Annotated in this window: 21 protein-coding genes and 1 tRNA gene; 16 read left to right on the top strand and 6 right to left on the bottom strand. The window is 33.4% G+C overall.

Translation table 11 applies throughout. The features are described from left to right. The first annotated feature begins 570 nt into the window (after positions 1-570). The 8 genes from JCM14209_RS04625 (at position 571) to JCM14209_RS04590 (ending at position 6,850) form a co-directional block, all read left to right on the top strand. Positions 571-1,221 (top strand): hypothetical protein, encoded by a 651-nt coding sequence (locus tag JCM14209_RS04625; protein ID WP_025022405.1) that lies wholly within the window; start codon positions 571-573, stop codon positions 1,219-1,221. Between the two features lie 70 nt (positions 1,222-1,291). After that, positions 1,292-2,197, top strand: coding sequence for a beta-1,6-N-acetylglucosaminyltransferase (locus tag JCM14209_RS04620; protein ID WP_025022404.1), 906 nt, complete (start codon positions 1,292-1,294; stop codon positions 2,195-2,197). Next, the gene (locus JCM14209_RS04615; RefSeq protein ID WP_025022403.1) at positions 2,190-3,206 is read left to right on the top strand and encodes a glycosyltransferase; all 1,017 of its coding nucleotides are present in this window, start codon (positions 2,190-2,192) and stop codon (positions 3,204-3,206) included. Before JCM14209_RS04620 ends, JCM14209_RS04615 begins: the two co-directional genes overlap by 8 nt. 10 nt (positions 3,207-3,216) lie before the next feature. Further along, positions 3,217-3,573: a DUF1304 domain-containing protein gene (locus tag JCM14209_RS04610; RefSeq protein ID WP_025022402.1), complete on the top strand. Its 357-nt coding sequence runs from the start codon at positions 3,217-3,219 to the stop codon at positions 3,571-3,573. Positions 3,574-3,592: 19 nt separating this feature from the next. Continuing rightward, positions 3,593-4,762 carry a glycosyltransferase gene (locus JCM14209_RS04605; protein ID WP_025022401.1) on the top strand — a complete coding sequence of 390 codons (1,170 nt, stop codon included), beginning with the start codon at positions 3,593-3,595 and terminating at the stop codon, positions 4,760-4,762. A 55-nt stretch (positions 4,763-4,817) separates the two neighbouring features. Beyond that, positions 4,818-5,729, top strand: coding sequence for a zinc ribbon domain-containing protein (locus JCM14209_RS04600; RefSeq protein WP_025022400.1), 912 nt, complete (start codon positions 4,818-4,820; stop codon positions 5,727-5,729). A 71-nt stretch (positions 5,730-5,800) separates the two neighbouring features. Further along, a complete protein-coding gene (locus JCM14209_RS04595) occupies positions 5,801-6,322 on the top strand; it encodes a DUF4256 domain-containing protein (protein ID WP_025022399.1) in 522 nt (173 codons plus the stop codon). A gap of 60 nt (positions 6,323-6,382) precedes the next feature. Then, entirely contained in the window at positions 6,383-6,850 is a 468-nt protein-coding gene (locus JCM14209_RS04590; protein ID WP_025022398.1) for an RpiB/LacA/LacB family sugar-phosphate isomerase, read from the top strand. Between the two features lie 43 nt (positions 6,851-6,893). Here the strand turns inward: JCM14209_RS04590 and JCM14209_RS04585 are convergent, their stop codons facing one another. Further along, positions 6,894-7,262, bottom strand: a complete 369-nt coding sequence (locus tag JCM14209_RS04585) for a DUF4828 domain-containing protein (RefSeq protein WP_025022397.1) — start codon at positions 7,260-7,262, stop codon at positions 6,894-6,896. Positions 7,263-7,514: 252 nt separating this feature from the next. Between JCM14209_RS04585 and JCM14209_RS04580 the strand changes: the two genes are divergently transcribed. The 3 genes from JCM14209_RS04580 to JCM14209_RS04570 all read left to right on the top strand — a co-directional run bounded on the left by JCM14209_RS04580 (position 7,515) and on the right by JCM14209_RS04570 (position 9,961). Continuing rightward, positions 7,515-8,531 carry a Gfo/Idh/MocA family protein gene (locus tag JCM14209_RS04580; protein WP_025022396.1) on the top strand — a complete coding sequence of 339 codons (1,017 nt, stop codon included), beginning with the start codon at positions 7,515-7,517 and terminating at the stop codon, positions 8,529-8,531. Between the two features lie 14 nt (positions 8,532-8,545). Continuing rightward, a complete protein-coding gene (locus JCM14209_RS04575; protein ID WP_025022395.1) occupies positions 8,546-9,832 on the top strand; it encodes a DEAD/DEAH box helicase in 1,287 nt (428 codons plus the stop codon). 55 nt (positions 9,833-9,887) lie between these two features. After that, positions 9,888-9,961: transfer RNA gene (locus tag JCM14209_RS04570), tRNA-Arg, on the top strand. A 36-nt stretch (positions 9,962-9,997) separates the two neighbouring features. Here the strand turns inward: JCM14209_RS04570 and JCM14209_RS04565 are convergent. Beyond that, on the bottom strand, positions 9,998-11,617 hold the full coding sequence (locus JCM14209_RS04565) for an APC family permease (protein ID WP_025022394.1): 1,620 nt from the start codon (positions 11,615-11,617) through the stop codon (positions 9,998-10,000). A gap of 65 nt (positions 11,618-11,682) precedes the next feature. Continuing rightward, entirely contained in the window at positions 11,683-13,410 is a 1,728-nt protein-coding gene (locus JCM14209_RS04560; protein ID WP_025022393.1) for a putative glycosyltransferase family protein, read from the bottom strand. A 128-nt stretch (positions 13,411-13,538) separates the two neighbouring features. Between JCM14209_RS04560 and wecB the strand changes: the two genes are divergently transcribed. Further along, complete coding sequence (gene wecB, locus JCM14209_RS04555; protein ID WP_025022392.1) at positions 13,539-14,678, top strand: non-hydrolyzing UDP-N-acetylglucosamine 2-epimerase; 1,140 nt, start codon at positions 13,539-13,541, stop codon at positions 14,676-14,678. A gap of 35 nt (positions 14,679-14,713) precedes the next feature. On the opposite strand, the gene JCM14209_RS04550 is transcribed toward wecB, so the two are convergent. From JCM14209_RS04550 to JCM14209_RS04540, 3 genes are all read right to left on the bottom strand, one after another. Then, entirely contained in the window at positions 14,714-17,575 is a 2,862-nt protein-coding gene (locus JCM14209_RS04550; RefSeq protein ID WP_025022391.1) for a YfhO family protein, read from the bottom strand. 79 nt (positions 17,576-17,654) lie between these two features. Beyond that, a complete protein-coding gene (locus JCM14209_RS04545) occupies positions 17,655-18,062 on the bottom strand; it encodes a GtrA family protein (RefSeq protein WP_025022390.1) in 408 nt (135 codons plus the stop codon). Between the two features lie 3 nt (positions 18,063-18,065). Continuing rightward, on the bottom strand, positions 18,066-18,518 hold the full coding sequence (locus JCM14209_RS04540) for a flavodoxin (RefSeq protein WP_025022389.1): 453 nt from the start codon (positions 18,516-18,518) through the stop codon (positions 18,066-18,068). A gap of 110 nt (positions 18,519-18,628) precedes the next feature. Between JCM14209_RS04540 and map the strand changes: the two genes are divergently transcribed. From map to JCM14209_RS04520, 4 genes are all read left to right on the top strand, one after another. Beyond that, positions 18,629-19,420 (top strand): type I methionyl aminopeptidase, encoded by a 792-nt coding sequence (map, locus tag JCM14209_RS04535; RefSeq protein WP_025022388.1) that lies wholly within the window; start codon positions 18,629-18,631, stop codon positions 19,418-19,420. A gap of 135 nt (positions 19,421-19,555) precedes the next feature. Continuing rightward, positions 19,556-20,428 (top strand): UTP--glucose-1-phosphate uridylyltransferase GalU, encoded by an 873-nt coding sequence (gene galU / locus JCM14209_RS04530; protein WP_025022387.1) that lies wholly within the window; start codon positions 19,556-19,558, stop codon positions 20,426-20,428. A 76-nt stretch (positions 20,429-20,504) separates the two neighbouring features. Next, the gene (locus JCM14209_RS09065; protein ID WP_025022386.1) at positions 20,505-20,933 is read left to right on the top strand and encodes a LysM peptidoglycan-binding domain-containing protein; all 429 of its coding nucleotides are present in this window, start codon (positions 20,505-20,507) and stop codon (positions 20,931-20,933) included. A gap of 2 nt (positions 20,934-20,935) precedes the next feature. Then, a complete protein-coding gene (locus JCM14209_RS04520; RefSeq protein ID WP_025022385.1) occupies positions 20,936-21,847 on the top strand; it encodes a YihY/virulence factor BrkB family protein in 912 nt (303 codons plus the stop codon). Positions 21,848-21,858 lie beyond the last annotated feature (11 nt).

Raw genomic sequence — 21,858 nt, 5'->3', positions numbered from 1 at the left:
GTTAGAGCTTGCAAGTGAGGGCTATCCCTCCAGTGGTTAAAACCACTGGTATCCCGCCCTAAAATCAATGAACTTTTTAAAAGAAAAAAAATCAAATTATTTTCTGATGCTTTTTATCATTGAATTAGTTCTCTTATTTATGCAAGGAACCACGATTATGTGGGCCTTGCCTTTTGAATTTGGAAGGTACTTAGTTAAAATAACTCAACTTATCGCTTTATTAGTATTATTAAAGCCACTGTTAATCGATAATATTGCTATAAAAAAGAAATTTTACATAATATTATTACTAATGGTTATTTTCTTAGCGTCATATAATTCAAAAGAACAAGATATGATAATTTATGCCAGTTTTATTACGGCGGCATTAGATGTGGATTTCAAACAAATTGTCCGGGCATATTTTTGGACGGAATTGAGTTGTTTGATAATAACGGCGACGTTATATATTCGTAAAATAATCCTTCATCAGATATCTTTCGGGATGGAACCGTTCATATTCGGTATGCATTAGGAATTATTTCGCCGTCTGATTTTGCGGCACATATCTTTTATTTGATGGTAGCGTACATGTTATATCGCGGCTTTAAAATCGAACGCCGGCATTGGATAATTTTTTTGGCAATCATTATCCTGACATACATTGTTAGTGATACGCGCTTAGATTTTGCTTTGATGCTATTAGCGTTCTTCTTATTAGTTTTCTATGACAAGATTATAAGAGTTCTAAAAAGATTAGGAATACCATTTTTACTTTCAGTAATTCCTGGATTTTTTATGGCATTTACTTTATTTACCTGGAAATTTAATTTTAATCCTAATGCGCATGTCTGGGCAACCATGAATCATTGGCTTTCAGGGCGTTTAGGATTAGGAAGTTTGGCGATGCATCGCTATCCCATGAACTTTACAGGAAACTTTATTCCGCAAATTGGAATGGGAGAAATGAATTATTCCGGTGAAAATTATTTTTATATTGATTCATCGATTATTCGTGCAATTATGATGTGTGGGATTATTTTTACTGCGATTATAATCATGTATATGCTTTATTTAGTGATGAGAGCTTGGAAATTTAAGCGCTATGACGTTATTTTGGTATTAATACTAACACTCATAAGTTCAGCAATTGATCAACATTTATGGGAAATGGCATACTCATTTATTTTATTTGCAGGGGTAGCTAATATTAATAAGAAAAATTTGAATAAAAGCAAATGAGACTGACGAAACGTCAGTCTTTTTTTGGTATACTAGAAAAGAGATATTTTTTGGAAAGGCAGCGTTTAGAATGAACAAACATGCATATTTAATTATGGCTGATCAAGATTTTGAACAACTTGAAATCTTGTTACCATTACTTGATGATGCTAAAAATGATTTTTTTATCCATATTGATAAAAAAGTTAGATTAACTTCTGAAAATCAAAGAAAAATTAAATCTTGTATCAAACGAAGTCAGGTTTATTTTGTTAAACGGCTAAACGTGAATTGGGGAGCGCCGGACCAAGTCTGGTGTGAACTTATTTTGATGAAGGCAGCTCATCAAAATGGACATTATAGTTATTATCATTTTTTATCGGCCAAGGACTTACCTTTGCAAAGTCAAAAAAAAATTCATGCATTTTTTGAGCAACATCAAGGAGAAAATTTCATTGAGTTTTTACCGATTAATCGAGAAGTAAAAAACCGAGTAGCTGTTAAGCATGCTTTTCCTAAAATTTCGGCTTACCGGTCGACGAATAATAAAATTTTACAAATCTTAATTCGCTTGTATCGTAAAAGTGAACGTGGAATTCAAAATATGTTGCACTTGAATGCGTACGCTAAATATCAATTGGATTTAGCATACGGTTCAAATTGGTTAAGTATTACCGAAGAAGTTGTTGATGAGGTTTTACATCAAGAAGAAAAAATCAAAAAAATGTATCAGCATAGTATTTTGTGTGATGAAATCTTTATTCAAACGATGGTAATGAACCATCCTAATCTCAAAGCTACAATCTCTCCCTTAGGAAATTTAAGATACCTTGATTTTGGGAAGAAAGATAGTAGTCCAAAGACATTTACGGAAAGTGATTTTCAGGATTTAAAAAATGCAAAAGAATCAGGGCTGATGTTTGCGCGTAAATTTAACGCAGACGTTGATAAAATAATTATAAAGAAATGGATAAAGGAAGGATTGCAGCATGAATAATTTAGTCTTATATTCAGTTTTAAAGACAAGTAAAAAAAGTAAAGATGCCGGTCCTAAAGCCAAAACCGATATCAATTATTTTTTAAAAGAGCAAGGATATCAGGTGATTGATATGGATTTGCCAGTATCACATTTTGATAAAGTTATGTATCGCTTATTCAAATTACCTAAATTCTTAAAGCATCAAAAAGTTGATAATATTATTTTTCAATATCCAATCTACTCACTTTTTTTAACTAAGCAAATTATTACGAGAATTCGGAAAAATACGCGAGCTAAATTAATCTTTATGGTGCATGATGTGGAAACTTTGCGCGTATATCTTGGTGATAAGAACTTCGAAAAAGGCGAATTAGAAATCTTTAATGCAGTTGATGCATTAATCGTTCATAATGAAGCTATGAAAGATTGGTTACAACAAAAAGGCGTTACAACGCCAATGATTGTGTTAGGGGTGTTTGATTATTTCAATCCCCAATCAATTCAACCAATTAAAGAATTTAATCAAAGTGTGTGCTTTGCAGGAAATCTACAAAAGGCAGAATTTTTAACGAAGCTTAATTTTAAGAAGACAAAGATGGCAGTATATGGACCTAATCAAAAAGATAAGTATCCTAATTGTGTTGATTATCAGGGGGCGTATCTTCCGGATGAATTACCAAAATATTTAAATGAAAATTTTGGGTTGATTTGGGATGGCGATACCCTAGATCGTTGTAGTGGAACATTTGGAGAATATATGAAATATAATAATCCCCATAAAACTTCGCTATATTTAAGTAGTGGAATTCCGGTGATTATTTGGAAAAAAGCAGCAATGGCTGAATTTATTGAAAAAAATCAAGTTGGAATTACAGTGGATAATCTTAATGAACTTGATCAAATTTTAGAAAATATGTCAGAAGAAACATATTTAACTTTAAAAAATAATGCCATGAACTTAGCCGAAAAGTTAAGAAATGGCGAATATATTAAAAATGCAATTAAACAAGCAATAACAAATAAATGAGGTAAGAGAAATGTCAATTTTTACAATGATTTTTGGAACTTTGGTTGCGCTAGAGTTCTTTTATATTTTTTATTTAGAAACAATTGCCACAACATCTAAAAATACTGGGCGTGTTTTTAATATGGATGAAGCAGAATTAAATCGCGATAGTGTGAAGACACTTTTTAAAAATCAAGGAGTATATAATTTATTAATCGGAATTTTAGTTTTGATTGCATTATATGTCCAACCTAATCCAGTTTGGTTAGGAATTTTTATGGGATATATCATTTTAGTAGCAGCATATGGTGCGATTACGAGTGATAAAAGTATCCTTTTAAAACAAGGTGGTTTAGCTATTATTACAGCAGTGACATTACTATTTTAGAGAGTAGTAGGATGGGAAAATGAAAAAGAACATTGTATTTTGTGTTGATCAAAGATATGTAACACAAGTTTTAGTAGCAATTAAATCATTAATTGCAAATAACGACAATATGGATATTTATATTGTAAATACTGATCTCCCATTTGAATTTTTCTTTAAATTTAAAGAAGAATTAAGTGGCACAAACATTCGTGTCATTGATTGGAAAATATCTGAAGACGAATTAAAGTGGGATGCATCGTTTGAATATATTACTAAAATTTCATATGCGCGTTTATTGTTGCCAGATTTGTTACCAGATTTAAATCGAGTGCTATATTTAGATTGTGATATTATTGTAACGGAAAACATTGATGAATTATTTACAGTCGAGTTACTAGATTCAGGGATTGGAATGACAATCGACTGGTTAAATTATAGGACTTTAGTAAATCGTTATAATTCAGGCGTGATGCTAATTGATTGTGAAATTTGGAGAAAAAATGGATATGTTGAAGGATTAAAAGCAGAAGTTGAAAATCGAATTGAAACTGATATGAAGGCCGACGATCAACATGTAATCAATGGGTATTTTGATTATGAAGATATTTATGAATTACCGATTGAATATAATGCTCAACATGGAACGACCGTTTTAGCAGTCCCTCAAAGTTATCTTGATAGATTTGGGGAATATGCAGGCGGAAAAATCATTCATTTTACGGGTCCTGCTAAACCTTGGGGAGACTGGGGAGTAATTCGTGGTCGCCGCCAGTGGTGGGAGTTTAACTTTATGAGTATCGGACAAGCACTTCAAAAAAATAAAGAAAAACAAAGCAAGCAACAGTTTTTAGTATATACAAGGACTGAAAATTTACGGGGAATTTTGGAGTTATCTAAAGCATTTCCCAAAGTTAGCTTTATAGTTGTAGCACCAACAAAAGCAAGTTTCAAGGTTATCAGATTAGGGGCTCAAACAAATATTTTTGTTAAAGAATTGTTCAAAAAAGAATTTTATAACTATGATGACATTAAAGCTGTACTTATGATCGGTGAATATGATGATGTGAAAAAAGATAGTCAATTTTATAATAAATTAAATATTCCAGTTTTAACGTATAAGGATTTGGCTTTCGATGGAGTAGATTATGCATATGAAGCTGAAAATGTCGAAGATATGGTTAATGAAGTTCAAAAATATTTAAATTAAATGGCTAAATGCTTAATTTAAATATGTTCAATTTATTTTAGGGGGGAAAACAAGTATGAATAATTTTTGTCAAAATTGTGGGCATTCTTTAGGGCCAGGTGAAAATTTTTGTCAAAATTGTGGATTTAAAGTTGGAGATTTGGAAGAACAATCATCACAAGTAAATCAAGAAGGTAATCAACAAATTAATACAGTTGATGATGCGTCTAATTCCAATATGACCCAAGAAAACCATGATAACAATCAAATGGCGGATGCATCACAAATGCAAGAAAATATTGATATGCCACAACAATATCAATATTTCGATCAACAGTTCTCGGAACAAATGTCGGTTCAAAAAAAATCGAAAAAGAATAATATTTTATTATGGGTAATTACTTTAGTTGCGGTTGCTGGAATTGTAGTTGCCGGAAATTACTATTTCTTTAATCATGTGTTTGCTCAACCAGAAAAAGAAACTGTGGTAGGAGCTAAAAAGAATGCAGCTAATTCTAGTAAAACTGTAGCTAACAATGATAGTGCTAAAGGCTCAACATCAAAAAAAGCAGCAAGTTCAAGTAGTAAAGATGACAAAGATAAATGGAATTCTGATAAAGAATCGGAATTAAAATCATTTCTTGATTCTTGGGCTCCAACTATGAATCAAACATATACTAAATCTACTAAGAGTGACATGCCATTAGACGGGCAACAGTATTATGAAAGCCACGGAAATGATTTAGATATTGGTTGGTCAGATTCTAAGAATGGCTCACATGATTACAATGTTGTGTCAATGTATAACTATAATAAAGTCGGCCAACAACAAGGACGACCAGGTGGAAGCCACATTACATATGCATTTTCATATCATAATGGGCAACCAGTTGCTTTAGTTTGTGAAAATTCAGACGGTGGTTATGTTTGGAAACCAACGCGTAATCCAGATGTAGCTGAAAATTGGCAAAGAATTGCCAGCGAATAACTTTACAAAAGATTGGGAAAATTTTCTCAATCTTTTGTATTAAATTGATAAGAAATATATAGGTGAAAATTATGTTAAAAATTTTAAAACAACGGTTTGACGAACACAAAAGTAGATTTGAAAACTTAGATTGGCAAGAAATTCAACAACGCCTTGAAGAAAATCCAACCGCATTGAAGGCGTTAGAGTGGATGGAAGCAACCAAAGGGGAACCTGCTTTATTAGGGTATGATGAAAGTAAAGATCGTTACATTTTTACAGACTTTTCAAAAGCATCACCTAAAGGTAGAGTAAAAGTTTGTTATGATCAACAAGCACGCGAAAGTCGAAAGAAATTTCCGCCAGAAACTAGTGCGATGGAATTAGCCCAAGAACACCAAGTTGAATTGTTGGATGAAGCAACTTATCGACAATTACAAGCAATAACTCCAGTTGACTTGAAGACAAGTAGTTGGTTAAAAACGCCTGAAAAAATTCGGGATTTAGGTGGAGCAATTTTTGGTGATAACCATTATGAATGTGTGTTTATTTACCATAACGGGGCAGATTCTTATTATTCTAACCGTGCTTTTCGCGTGAAAGTTGAATTATAAGCAGACCCAAAATTTAAATAAGAGTATAATAAAAAAGAAAGAACAAGGAGGAATTGCAATATGAAGATTGTATTAGCAAGTGACCATGCTGGAGTTGCCTTAAAAAAAGAAGTAATTGAATTACTAAAAGATATGGGACATGAAGTTGAAGATTTAGGTCCTTATAATGAAAATCCGGTGGATTTATCAGATTTCGTTTACCCCGCAGCTTTAAAAGTTGCTAAAAAAGAAGCTGATCGCGGAATTTTTATTGATGGTGTAGGCTATGGGAGTGCAATGATTGCGAACCGTGTTTTAGGTTGCGATGCTGTTGTTTGCCAAGATCCGTTTTGTGCGAGCTTATCACGCCAACATAACGATAGTAACGTTTTATGTCTTGGTGGTAAAATTATTGGACCAGCAATTGCAATGGAAATCGTCCGTACATGGATGACAACTGATTTCTTGAATGAAGAAAAATATATTCGTCGTGTCAAAAAAGTTGAAGCAATCGCTAAAAAGCACCTTCGTCCACTTGACGAAATCTAAAATGCATAGAAAAAAGAAGTTAGTTTGAGGCTAACTTCTTTTTTTATATATCAAATTTTTTGAGTGGATAACTACGATCATCAGCTTCGTCATAGACTTCGCTTGGAACACCATTGACTAAATTAATTCGAAGATGATAACCATAACTATCTAAGAAATTAAGACTGTGCTCGTTAATACTGAGAAATTTTCCAGGAAGGATTTTAGAATCAATCATGATTTCAAGTTTATCAGTAATTTGTAAACGGTGTTGGCGATTACTTAAGTCATCAAAAAAAGACCAAGTTCCATAAAAATGTTGGTGATTAAACGAAGTGGGAAGCCCCTTCTTTTTTAAATTTAAAAAATCTTTCATCTTTATAAAATTGCTTGAAACTTGATTCCAATTACCGATTAACTTACGGTGTTCCATTATGATTCTCCTTTCCCATTGCCCGTACAATTATTTTTTGTAACTCTATCATATACCAATGCTTCAAGGATGAAAATAGCTAAAACAAAATATTATCAAATTGAAATAATTCTGGGGTTTTGTTACAAAAAAGAAACATTTTAGCGTAACAAATATCACTAATATCAACCGTTTTTACAAGGACAAGACTGTATTAATATTAGAAATTTTGTTAAAATGAAAATGAAGTCTTTAAAAAAGGAGACGATAAGAATGAAATTAGGAATTATTGGGACTGGCTGGATTGCAAAGCAATTTGTACAAGCCGCCCTCAAAACTGAAAAATATGAATTAACAGCTGTGTACTCACGAAATCTTGAAACTGCTCAAAAATTTAGCAGTGATTTTACAGAATCAACAGTTGAACATTTTAATGAATTAACAGAATTTTTTCATAGTGATGCCTTTGATGTCGTGTATATTGCATCCCCTAATAGCTTGCATTATGCACAAGCAATGGCCGCTTTAAAAGCCGAAAAAAATGTAATTGTTGAAAAACCAATCGCAACTAATCCAAAAGAAATGGAAAACTTAATTGCAGAATTAAGATTGCATCCAAAGAACTATCTTTTTGAAGCAGCTCGTCACTATCATCAACCAAACTTTAAAGCGATTACGACTGAAATTCAAGGAATGGAAGTTATTCAAGGTGCTACTTTAACATATGAAAAATACTCTTCTCGCTATGATGCATATCTAGCAGGAGAAAAGCCAAATGTTTTTACAACTGACTTTGCGGGCGGAGCGCTAGAAGATTTAGGAGTCTATCTAGTGTATGATGCCTTAGCATGGTTTGGAGTACCCGACAGTGTAATTTACGAAGCTACAAAATTAAACAGTGGAGTAGATGGTTCGGGAATTGCGATTTTGAAGTACCCACAATTTAACGTGACGCTTCAAATTGGTAAAACTGCTAATTCATATTTACCGGGCGAAATTTATGGTCTTAAAGAAACTTTGGTAATGGATAATGCGGCCGACTTGAATATTGTTTATGTAGCCGATGAAAACGGAAATAAAGATGTAATTTCAAGATTAGTTGATGCTAACCCATTGTATGAAGAAGCCCAAGCTTTTGCAGAAGTATTAGAAAATCCTGATGATCTAGAATCACGGGATAACGCTGATCGTTGGTTGGCAATGGCAGTTGAAGTCAATAAAGTTCTCTATAAATTACGTCATTATGCAAAGATTACTTTCCCTAATGATGTAATAATGGATAAAGATTAAGGAAAGAAGAAAGAATGAATCCAAAATTTGAAGCAAAATTCAAAGAAGATGGTTTTAGTGAAAAGACACTAATTCAAGAAAAAACATATGAATTATTAGCGAAAGGACAAAACGTTTTGGGACTGGCACCAACCGGTTCTGGAAAAACCTTAGCGTATCTTTGGCCACTATTAGAAAAGGCAATGCCAAATGATGGGACCCAAATCTTAGTGATTGCGCCCTCACAAGAATTAGCGGCGCAAATTACAGAAGTAGCGCGTCCATGGGCTAAATTATTAGACTTAAATGTTTTAAGTTTGATTGGTGGAGCTAATGTTAAACGTCAAATTGAAAAGTTAAAAAAACGCCCGGAAATCGTAATTGGAACACCAGGGAGACTTTTAAATCTAATTGATATGAAAAAATTAAAATTACATTTGGTTGATGCCATTGTAATTGATGAAGCAGATGAATTGCTAGGACAAAGCGAATCATTAAAAGACGTTCGTGAAATTGTAAGTCATACCAAAGCTGACAGTCAACTCGCCTTTTTCTCAGCAACAGATGCTCCAATCTTAAGTGAGCTTCATCGCTGGTTTGGCGTTGATGTTACAAGAATCGATGTTAGAAGCCAAGATCAAACTCATGGTAAAGTAACTCATTTTATGCTTGAAACACCAACCCGTAAAAGAACAGAAATGCTTCGACGTTTAGGAAATATGGACGGATTTTATGGGTTAGTATTTTTCAAACAAACGTCAACTTTACGTGATGTTGCGGAAAAATTAACTCATATGAAAGTCCCAGTGGCATTGTTATCAAGCGAAAAACGTCAAATTGATCGTCAAGGAGCTTTACGACGTTTGAAGAAAAAAGAAATTCGGTTCGTATTAACAACAGATGTGGCTGCACGTGGTCTAGATATTCCTAACTTACCGGCCGTTGTTAACTACGACTTACCTAAAGACACTAATACTTACATCCATCGAGTAGGACGTACTGGTCGAATGGGAGCTGAAGGGGTTGTTGTTAATCTTGGAAATGAACATGGATTACGTCAATTCAAACAATTGATGAAAGAAACAACCTACCAAATCGAATCTGGAGTATTATTTGCTGGAAGTTTAATTAAGGAAGCGGATCGTCAAAATTATATTGAAGAAGCTGAATTAGAAAATAAACCCAAAGCAAAACCTAAGAAAAAAGCTCAACCAAAACCTGAAGCAACTAAAAAAGATGAAAAAGTGGCACAAAAGAAACGTAAGAAGCGTAAACGTAACCAAAAAAATAAAGGGATGCGTCGTAAGAAAAGCAAAGAATAAGATGTAAATTTGACTACTCTAGTATAATTTTCTATACTAGAGTAGTCGTCTTAATGCGTTCGTAGCTCAGCAGGATAGAGCAACCGCCTCCTAAGCGGTAGGTCATCGGTTCAATTCCGATCGAGCGCATATTAAAAAGGACTGGATTTTTTTCCAGTCCTTTTTTTATTTTTCAGAAATTTTTGGTGTTTGTTTAGCAATCAACCAGATTACAAGTATTGCAATGATTGATTCGATTAGAATGTATAAACCGCGTAATGCAATTTTAGTTCCACCTAACCAGACATTAAAGATGATTGATAAGATTAGTAAGGCAAAAATTAAGTACCATTGAGTTTTATCAAAAGCGATACCATATTTTTCTTCGCGCTTACGCACTGATGGTAAAATGGCACCTAAGCCAATTAAAACTGTAATTGAAACGATATTGATTACTAATTCATACCACCAAGTATTTGAAAATAACTTAACATCTTGAGGACTAATACCTAAAATTGTAGCTAATGCAGTCACTACAAGTAATCCTAAACCAGCGAAATAAGCTAAACGGTCATTTTTAATAAAGATATATTCAGAAGGATATTTAGCTGAATTTTTTCGTACACGCATAAACGCGTAGAAAATCCAGCAGGTTACACCTGGAGAAATAATGCCGTTTAAATTTAAGAGCCAATTGAAAATATCGTTCATTTCAGGTAAAAATATCCCAAGTAACATGATAAAAGCAGAAAGGCCACAAGTTAAGATGTAGCCATTAATAGGAAGACCATCTTTGTTAGTTTTTTGTAAGAATTTAGGCATGTAATGATCACCAGTATCAGAAATTAACATGCGGGTCATCGCATCAAGTAAAACAGCAAGTAAAGCACACATATAAAGAACTGATGTCCAAGCGTAAATGTACATAAATAAGTTTCCGACACCAAATTGCTTACCAAGAGCGGCGAAGGCATAGTATGAACCGTTCATTTTTAAGTCATTTGGTAAATTGTAAGCATCAAAGTAAATACCTAAGGCAAAAGACCCAAAAATGGTTAAAAATGCCGTCATGACAGCTAAAGCAATCATGGCTTTGGGGAATTCACGCTTTGGTGTTTTCATTTGCGTTACGTAAGGGGCAATTAATTCACAACCATTAACAGCATAAATCAACATCCCAACTGTCGACCAATATTTTAAATCGAATTTAGGGATGATTGTGTGCCATGTCATTGGTTGGGTTGCCATATGCCCTCCAGTTTTAGCTAAACCGACAAATGCGAGCAAAACAAAGAGGATAGTCATTAGAAACATCATCCCGCCACCAATGGTACTGAGAATTTCCATTGAGTTTTTCAAGCGTCTTTGAACGAAAATAAAGACGATAAATGTCACGAAAGTCCAAAATGTAAATGCGGCATTAGACATTGTATTTTGGAATTTTCCTGATCCAGTAAAGGCCCAACCAAACCCAACAACAACTGAATTAGCGGAATCCACGACGTAAGGAATTGAAGCGGCCCAATATGTCCAAGCTGTAAAGTATCCCAGAAATTCACCGTTAGTTCCACGAATCCAAGAACTTAAACCGCCGCCTTCTTTGTTAAAAATACCACCGAGTTGTCCAACCATTAAAGAGTAAGGAATTACATATAGAAATAACATTAAAATCCAAGAGGTGATAACAGTCATCCCTTGGTTTTGGAAATTATACATAATATCATCGAACCCAATAACAGTTACAAAGGCCATCAAAGTTAAGATGGGCCAAGTTAGATACTTCTTTTGAGTTTGTAAGTTATCCATGAGATTCTCCTTGTAAATAAAATATAAACACCGTGTACTAGATTATCACTAGTCCACGGTGTTTATCAAGATTTTTTTAATTTATTTAGCACTTTTTGTGCAAGGAATCCAAATAAAATAAGCCACATTAAAATTGAAAAACATAATAAACCTGTCATCCATTTTGGCTGGATAAATTGCAGGGTCACTGTATTTGTTCCTTTTTGTTGATGTAAGAGCGGCACGCCGATTTTAGTTTGAGCATAATGTGTTAAAACTTTACCATTTAAAGTTAAGCGTGATTGTTTGTATGTAATGATTGGAATCATAATTCGACTCGAATTGTTAGCATTCCATGTTAATTGAAGTTTCCCATTTGGAAGCACTTTGTGGTTAAACAAGTGGTATTGATAAATAACTTGTTCTTGATAAAGTTTAGAATTTGCTTTTTTGGCATGGTTTTTAGTGTCAATTTGTGGCAAATAGTCCGGAATTCTTTTTTCAACAAGTTGAAGAAGTTGGCCTGGATATTTTCCATGTAAAGAATGGCGAATTTCTTGACGGTTTTGGGAAACCGAAACGACAGCAGACCAGCTTGAAAGTACTTCATAGGTATGATACTTTTCACTTCTTTCAAAAGCATCAGTGACATTTGGGACAAAACTTTCCATTACTACAAATAATAATGCTCCGGTGATTAAATGACGCTTAATGTTATTGGAGTCCTGCAATAAAGCATGTACCGACATTGCGACTCCAACTAGTAAAAGTGGATAAGCAATGATAGTTAAACGGACGGGAAATTGGAGATTACTGGCTAAAAAGGGTAGTAATTTTTGAATCGGCATCCAAAAAAAGAGACTTGAACTAAGGTATAAGACAAGCGCTCCATAAATTGTAAGCCAAAAATTTAGTTTATCAACTTGAGTGCGTTGTTTAATGACAAATCCTAATTGAAAAATAAAAATGATAAGTACGGAATAAATAATATAATCGCGCGTATTTTTGAATACCCCGATTTTTAATGCGTTATCAGCTAGTGAAAACGGAGCGGGGGCGGCGATTGTGTTGGTGAATTTCAGATATAAGATACTTGCCCAAATATTAGCACTTAATGCAGTGGTCATGAGGACAGCCTTTAATGTATCCAAGATAAGTCTTTGTTTAGTTTGACTTTTTTTTAGACAATAAAAATAAAAGGGAATTAAAGTAGCTGCCAAAATTAAGGTACTTAAAATATGAATCTGCGCAATAATACTCATCAAAAGTCCGAGTTTAAACCATTCGATTTTGTGTTGGCGTACCATTTTAATCCCTAAAATAATTGCATAAGGAGCAATCGCTGCACCCCAAGAATTAAGATTTTGCGCCAAATGCCATCGTGGAAGCCACCCAATATTCATAAAAATTGTGGTTACTAATAAAGCAATTTGACGTTTAGGTTGCACTAAAATTGCTAATTTATACATTCCATAACCACCAATTAAATACACCATGAAGTTCGTAACAATTTGATAGCGGGACCAACTTCCTAAAATTGCCAGAAGTAAACCATTAAAATAGGCAAAAAATGGGCCATACATCGCATTAATAATCCGACCGCTTTGTTGGAATCCATAATTGGTTTGAAAAAAACTAAAATTAAAATTTTGTAATTGTTTAGCTGCATCATAGAAACGATTAAAATGAAACATTGCATCCGAACCGATAATAACACTGCGATAAACAATTTGAGCTTGCATTAAGAAAAATGCGATACAAGTAATTGCAATTAGCGGAAGAGCATTATCTAATAATTTAGCAATTTTTTTCATCTAAAAATTCACATCCTAAATAATAATTTTCTTGATTCAATAATGCTACTATAAGCTAGCATAGAATTATTTTTTTGTGTTTGCTATACTAGCTATGATAACAGAAAAAAGAGGTGCGAGGGAGAAATATGAAAAAAATTAAGGTAATGACTATTTTTGGTACCAGACCAGAAGCAATTAAGATGGCACCATTAGTCTTAGCATTAAAAAAAGATACACGCTTTCAAGCAATTACCACAGTTACAGCGCAACATCGTCAAATGCTTGATCAAGTCCTTGATATTTTTAAAATAAAACCAGATTATGATTTAGATATTATGCACCAACGCCAAACCTTGACGGAAATAACAGCTAATGTCTTAGTAAAACTTGATGAAATTTTAAAAGAAGTTAAACCAGATATTGTATTAGTTCATGGTGATACAACAACGACCTTTGCTGCAAGTATGGCAGCTTTTTATAATCAAATTCCAGTCGGGCATGTTGAAGCCGGCTTGAGAACTTGGAATAAGTATTCACCATATCCAGAAGAAATGAATCGACAAATGACTGATGTTTTAAGTGATTTGTATTTCGCGCCGACAACTCAAAGTAAAGCTAATTTACTAGCAGAAAAACATGATGAAAACAATATTTTTGTTACCGGAAATACAGCGATTGATGCGCTTAATCAAACGGTAAATCAAAATTATCATCATACTATTTTAAATCAGATTGATGAAAAGAAACGTTTAATTTTAGTTACAATGCATCGGCGTGAAAATCAAGGGGAACCTATGCGCAGGGTATTGAAACAAATTAAAGAAGTAGTCCAACAAACCCCTGATATTGAAGTTATTTATCCTGTTCATTTAAGCCCAACAGTTCAAGAAGTGGCCCATGAAGTATTAGGTGATGTTGAGCGGGTTCATTTAATCGAACCGCTTGATGTAGTTGATTTTCATAATATCGCTGCGAAAAGCTACTTTATTATGAGTGATTCAGGTGGTGTCCAAGAAGAAGCCCCATCTTTAGGCAAACCAGTTTTGGTTTTACGTGATACAACTGAGCGACCTGAAGGAGTGGCCGCTGGGACTTTAAAACTAGTAGGTACAGATAAAAAAAAGGTTAAAGAATCCATGCAAACATTGTTAAATAATGAAGCTGAATATCAAAAGATGGCAACTGCCAAGAATCCTTACGGAGATGGGAAAGCATCAAAACGAATTTTAGATGCGATTGCATATCACTTTAATGTTGAATTAAAGCGCCCGATTGATTTTGGATAATAAAAAAGGACCGGAAAAAATTCCAGTCCTTTTTTTTATATTGAAATTCGTTTTTTAAATTGAAGCATCCAACTAAAAATCAGAAGAATAATCCCGATGACAGATAAAGTTAAGCCTAACTTTAAGCCAGGAATCTGGTAAACCAAGTTAATATGATGTTTACCACTTGCAAGTTTAAAACCAACAAAAGCCTGGTTAGTACGGTAAAGTGGTACTTTTTTACCGTCAACATATAATTTCCATCCTTTTGAATAAGGGATAGATGAAGTAATAACCCCCAGTTGATCAGTTGTAATGTCACCACTTACCCCGTTTTGTTTAAATGAAAGATTCTTAACGGCATGCTTTTGAATTTGTTTAACATCGCGTTGATAATCTGAAGTAAAAGGTTGGGCGTAAACTTTTATTTTGAAATTATACGTTCCCATTTTTGAAAGTGTTAATTTTAATGAATCAGGTAAGGTTTTAAATTGGCCCAAATTCATTGTTCCATTATTAACAATTTTGAAAAAAGAAGTTTTACTTTGACGCGGTTGTGCAATGGTTTCAGCACCTAATTTTGAATTAACGGTAATATTATAACTCATATCCGGCGAACCTTTTAAAACGTGGTATCTAAAGTATTTATAGTATGCTAAACGGTCGTTGGAAGCTAAAAGTCCTTTAGTTAAATCATCGGCTTGATTTTTTTCTTCAAATTGAATTTGTTTTTTGAAAGAAAACGGCGTGTATTTGATGTCGTTTATTTCAACATGCAATTCACTATTTTTAGGGAGTTGTTTTGTCCGTTTAAGTTCTTCAAGATTCAAAACAATGCGATAAGTTTCATTCTTGTCTGAATTTTGCAGATTTGAAGGATCAACAATATTACCTCGATCAGAAATCAATTTAAACGGAACTTCTACAGTGTCATTTTTGATGTCTAAGCGTTTTAAGCCGGTTGCATCTTTTTTAGTCATCAAAACCCCTTGACTTAAAAGGCGTTCTTTTTGCGTCACACTTAAGGATTGAATTTGCTTTGCAGTAATCACTTTGTTTTGCCAATACATCAACGGAAAGGCGTAATTGGTTGTATAACGACGCATTTGTTGATTTTTTGATGCCTTTTGGTTAACATCATGAATTAAGCGCGTGGATTGGCTCAGATGATAACCATAAGGGATTTTATTATCGTTAGGTTGATTCAATTGCGCAAATAGATGTTTAACACCAAGGAAATTAAGAAGAATTGCGCGATCATCAAATTCGCGTAAAGGGACATTAGTTTCGTATTGAATGTTTTGCATGTTACGTGAGAAATCACCTAAATATTGGTTTTGAAGTGAATAATAAGAACTAAGCCCATGAAGTTTTTCATTTAAAGTATTATACATTTTAAAATCTTTAGCTAAAAAGAAGTTATTACTAATCGTTGATACTCTAAATGTATTGCTTGGAGCGATGTCATCATCAAGGCCACCATAACGATTCTTGAGCAGTTTTTCATAAGCTCCGTTAGGTAACATTTCGTTAGCAAATCCGCCATTATACGGTGTTTCAAAATAAATTGCATTTAAAACAATATTGGCAATAATTAAACCGTTGGCTAAGCGATACGGGTGAATTGATTTACCATATCTAATCCAAAACAGCATTCCTAAAAATACCAATAAGAAAATAATTGGGATAAAGAGTTTTTCTGAATTTTGGAAGTAATAGTTAATTCCGACAACTGTAATGTAAGCAAAGGTTAAGTAAGCTAAATATTTCATTGTCCGATCAGAAAGCGTTGGTAACTTTTCCAACAATTCACTTACAGCAAGTGAAAGGGGCAAACAAAGCATTAAAGTCCAACGATTCGATGGAGACATCATTCCGTTGAAAAGCGCTCCAAATTGAGGGAACAAGAGCATTATAAAACTAAGGATAAATGTACTTGCCAATAATGGATAGCGTTTATATTTTAAAAGAATAAAGCAAACCCCAAAAAAGGCAATGCTCGAAAAACCTAATGCACTCCAAAAATAAAAATCACGGTTCCCACCATTAATTAACTGAGATGGTAAAGCTAAGTAATAATAAATTGGATAAGTTTTAAGGCCGTTAGCAAATAAACTGCCAGCGCGAGTAGAGCTTTGAACGGCTAAAATTTCAGGTAAAAGTAAGCCTGCACTGATTAATAAACTAGTTAAACTAGCAAAACTTAACTTTTTAAAAGTTACCCAATAGTCAAGGCGCTTACGGTAATTAAATAAAACGCGTAAGATTAAATATATAATGCCTCCTAGACCAAGGATAAATGCAAAGTAAAAATTATTAATAAACATCCATGAAAACACGAAGGTGAGATAAAATGCTGATTTTCCTTGCAAAATCCTTTCAATTCCTAAAATTACCAACGGAAAGATAATGAATGCCGTGGTAAAAAATGGCTGCGCAACATTGGCATATAAAAGATATGCATTAAAAATATAAATCATCGCTCCAACAATAATCGTAGAATTTTGCAACCTTAAGTGTTTCGCAAAGTAAGCAAATGATAAGCCAGCAAAATACATGCGCAAGATAATCATTACTTGATAAGCAAAAATAATTTTACTTGCTGGAAACAGCAATGTAAGATATGCAAAAATATCGCCGATTGTATAGTAGGAGTAAATCTGAAAGGTATCAGACCCAAGACCATATTTCCAAGACCAAGTTGTAATTCCAGCAAAGGGATGTTGGAAAAATTCAATCAAGGCTTTACGGTAACTAATTAATAAGGGCAGATGTTGTTGAGATCCATCAATTTGCCAAATTAATGAGTGACCGGAAAGATAATATGCTCCATAAACAAAGAAGGCAACAACTATAAAAGTAAGAGTATACCAACTAAAAAGCGAGTGATACGATTTTTTTTTAAAAGAAAATTCCAAAAAAATAACCTCCTAGTCATTCACTAACCATTTTACCGTACAAATGGTTTACTGTGAACAAGCAGGAGATTATTAATTATTAAGATTTCTTAGTGAAAATGAAAAATTTACTGAAAATATAATTCAATAATACAATCACAAATTGATCAATTAATTTGGTTAAATTACTATTGGCATGGAGTAAAGAAATACCGATAAACATAATACCAGCATCCATAAAATAGGAAAGTCCCCGAAAGAAAAAGAAACTCCATAATTCTTTAAAAAAAGCTTTAACGGTTGTATATGAAGATCCAAAAACCCAAACTTTATTGGTAAAAAAGGCAAATAAAACAGAAACCAACCAAGCAATAAAATTCGCTAATTGATAGTTCCATCCAAGCTGGGTATCAAAAATATAAAAAACAACCATATTAATTAGAGTCGTTAATCCACCAAAAAAAAGATATGCGATGATATTTTGATATTTTTTAAATAATGCAATCATGGTTTAAAAACCTAACTTTTGACTTAAATCAGCGGCTAGACGGTCAAGGTTATCGATATCTTCTGTTGTATCAGGAGCAAAATTAATCTTGATATTTTCAGTTGCTTTAGTAGCACCGCTCTTAGCTAATTGGGCATCGAACTTATCAACAGCGACGCAGAAATCATCGCCATAAAATTCATCTCCAGAACCTGCAACCGCATAAAATTTACCAGTAAGATCAACTTCTTCAAGGTCATCAAAGAAATCTAAACCTTCTTCAGGTAAACTACCACCATCGTATGTATATGGACAAACAACAACAGCATCAAAATTTTCCAAATCAAAAGCATCTGCTTGAGAGATTTCTTCAACATCAACAGTTAAGTTTTTATTTTCTAAACTTTCAGAAATAACATCAGCAATTTCTTCATTATTACCTGTAATTGTAGCAAAAATGATTTTAACATTTGCCATGATTGAACCTTCTTTCAAAATTAGTTTTAAAACTATTATAACAGATATCAAGGAAAAATTTTAATTTCAGTGATATAATGGAAAGGTAAATACAAAATGGAGGCATAAAAATGATTACATTAAAATCACCTCGTGAGATTAAGGAAATGCAAAAATCAGGTCAAATTTTAGCAGGATTACATATTGCTTTACGCGATATCATTAAGCCGGGGATTTCAAGTTGGGAAATCGAAAAATTTGCACGTAAATACTTCAAGGAAAATGATGCGATTGCTGAACAAATTGGTTTTGAAGGTTATGAATATGCTACATGTGTTAGCGTAAATGACGAAATTTGTCACGGTTTTCCAAGAAAAGGCCTTATTTTAAAAGACGGAGATTTAGTTAAAGTTGATACAGTTGTTAACTACCACGGTGCAATGAGTGACTCATGCTGGTCATATGTTGTAGGTAAATCAACTCCCGAAATTGATCGCTTAATGGAAGTTACAAAAGAAGCAATGTACAAAGGAATTGATCAAGCTCAAGTTGGTAACCGCATTGGCGATATTGGAGCAGCAATTCAAAAATATGTTGAAGACGAAAATGGTTATGGCGATGTCCGCGAATTTATCGGTCATGGAATTGGACCAACAATGCATGAATCTCCAAATGTTCCTCATTATGGTGAAGCTGGTAAAGGACTTCGCTTAAAAGAAGGAATGACAATTACCATCGAACCAATGGTAAACATGGGAACATGGGAATCTATCATGGATGATCCTAACGGGTGGACAGCACGTACAGCTGACGGAAGCCTTTCATGCCAATTCGAACATACAATTGCAATTACAAAAGAAGGTCCAAAAATCTTAACTTCACAAGATAAAAAACGTGATGCAAAATATCTTTTAGAAGATTAAAATATACACATTGAGAACAATTTTTAAGAAATTATTAAGAAATTATATTGTAAAAATAGCTTTTTTTAGTATAATGTTACTAGAAGAATTGATTAGAATATTTTTTTGAAACAAGATATGTATAAGGAGTTTAATATGAAAGTAAGAAAAGCGGTTATTCCAGCTGCAGGTTTAGGGACTCGTTTCTTGCCAGGGACAAAAGCTTTAGCTAAAGAAATGTTTCCAATTATTGATAAGCCAACAATTCAATTTATTATTGAAGAAGCTAAAAAATCAGGGATTGAAGATATTTTAGTAGTTACTGGGAAAGGTAAACGTCCAATCGAAGATCACTTCGATTCAGTTCCAGAATTAGAACAAAACCTTAAAGAAAAGGGAAAAACTGATTTATTACGTTTAGTTCAACAAACTACAGATATTAACCTTTACTTTATTCGTCAATCTCATCCACGTGGATTAGGGGATGCCGTATTGATGGCTAAGGATTTCGTTGGAAATGAACCTTTCGTTGTTATGTTAGGTGATGATGTGATGGAAGATAAGGTGCCTTTAACAAAGCAACTTATTAATCGTTATGAAGAAACTCATGCCTCAACATTAGCAGTAATGAAGGTTCCTCATGAAGAAGTTAACAAATATGGTGTTATTGATCCAACTGCTGAAACTAAACCAGGACTATACGATGTTAAACAATTCGTTGAAAAGCCTGCTGTTGAAGAAGCTCCAAGTGATTTAGCAATCATTGGTCGTTATCTTTTAACACCTGAAATCTTTGGAATGCTTGAAACTCAAGAACCAGGAGCAGGGAACGAAATTCAATTAACTGATGCAATTGATCGTTTAAACAAAATTCAACGTGTATTCGCACATGAATTTAAAGGCGAACGTTATGATGTTGGATATAAATTTGGTTACTTGAAGACATCAATCCAATTTGGATTACGTCACCCAGAAGTAAAAGACGAACTTAAGGAATATATCCAAGAATTAGCTAAGTCTTTTAAATAAAATTAATGTAGGACGGGGGCAGTGATGCTCAAGTCCTATTTTATTTGAAATAAAGATTATCGTTAGGAGAAAAAGTGTGAAGAAAAAAAGACGTCAAAAAAAATTAATTATGTTTACAAGCTTACTTGCCCTGGGAGCATTTTTATTTTTCTTTTTTAGTAATCAAGTAATTCAACAACGAATTAAAGAACATATTTCACCATCAGCTGAATTACAAAAAGCAGAGTACGAAAAAAATAAGCAAGCAGCTAAAGTACGTTATGGTGCTTCAAAGGTACAAACAAGTAGTGAAGTAAATGAAGTGGATGAGGATGTAGAAATTGATCAACTTGCTTCAACTACTACACAAGCAAAAAAAGTCATCAAATATAAAGTTCAACCAGGAGATTCATTAACAATGATTGCTGAAAAATACAACACGACGGTTGAACAAATTATGCAAGATAATAATTTGTTGGATGGAAACGTTGCTAGTGGAGTAACTTTAACAATTAAACGACACTAAAAATGATGAAGGAAAAATTATTAAAAGTACGGGATTTATTTTTTAATATTGTCAAAAGAGCTAGTGAGGCCAATATTAACGGAGTGGCAATTATAATTTCGTATTATTCTTTGCTTGCAATTTTACCTACCGTTATTTTTTTAGGAAACTTAATTCCGTTGTTAAATATTCATGTACAAGATATTTTAGATTTTTTAAAAACCTTAGTTCCGGTTAATATTTATCCAACGCTTAAGCACATTATTAATTCCTTTTTAAAACGCGGTTCTGGTAGTTTAGCGTCAATTAGTGCGATTTTAGCCATTTGGGCTGTTAGCCGAGCTATTAATACGTTGCAAAGAGGATTTAATCTGGCCTATGGCGTGGGGAAAAGGCAAGGGGCGTTTTTCTCGCGGATGTTTGCAATTATTTTGACTTTAATTATTGGATTTTTAATTGCGTCATTATTTATCTTATTTAGTTTTGGTCAAATTGCTTTAGATTATCTAACGCCAATTTTTAATTTATCAACTGACTGGATGGAGATATTTTTGAAATGGAAATTTCCGACAGTATTTTTAGGGATTTTTATTAGTTTGGTAATTGCGTATCGCGTGATTCCTAATGCAAAAACTCATTTTATCTTAGTTATTCCAGGAGCGATTGTTGCAACGATTGGTTGGATAGTTCTCTCACAAGGTTTTTCGATTTACGTAACTTATTTTGCACGTTCAATTATGAGTTATGAAGCTTTGGGAACCTTTATTGTACTGTTATTATGGCTTAATTATACCGGTTGGGTCATTATGTTAGGCGTGGTTTTAAACGCCGGCTTAGAGTACTATTTTTACCAAGGTGTTGAAGAAAAAACACGTAGATTACATCGCATTTATTTAAAGACAAATAAAAAAGAAAACAAAAAAGGATTGGAGTAATTTTCCAATCC

The organism is Ligilactobacillus hayakitensis DSM 18933 = JCM 14209 (assembly GCF_000615845.1).
Taxonomy (GTDB): domain Bacteria; phylum Bacillota; class Bacilli; order Lactobacillales; family Lactobacillaceae; genus Ligilactobacillus; species Ligilactobacillus hayakitensis.
This window is presented reverse-complemented; position numbering and strand designations above follow the sequence as displayed.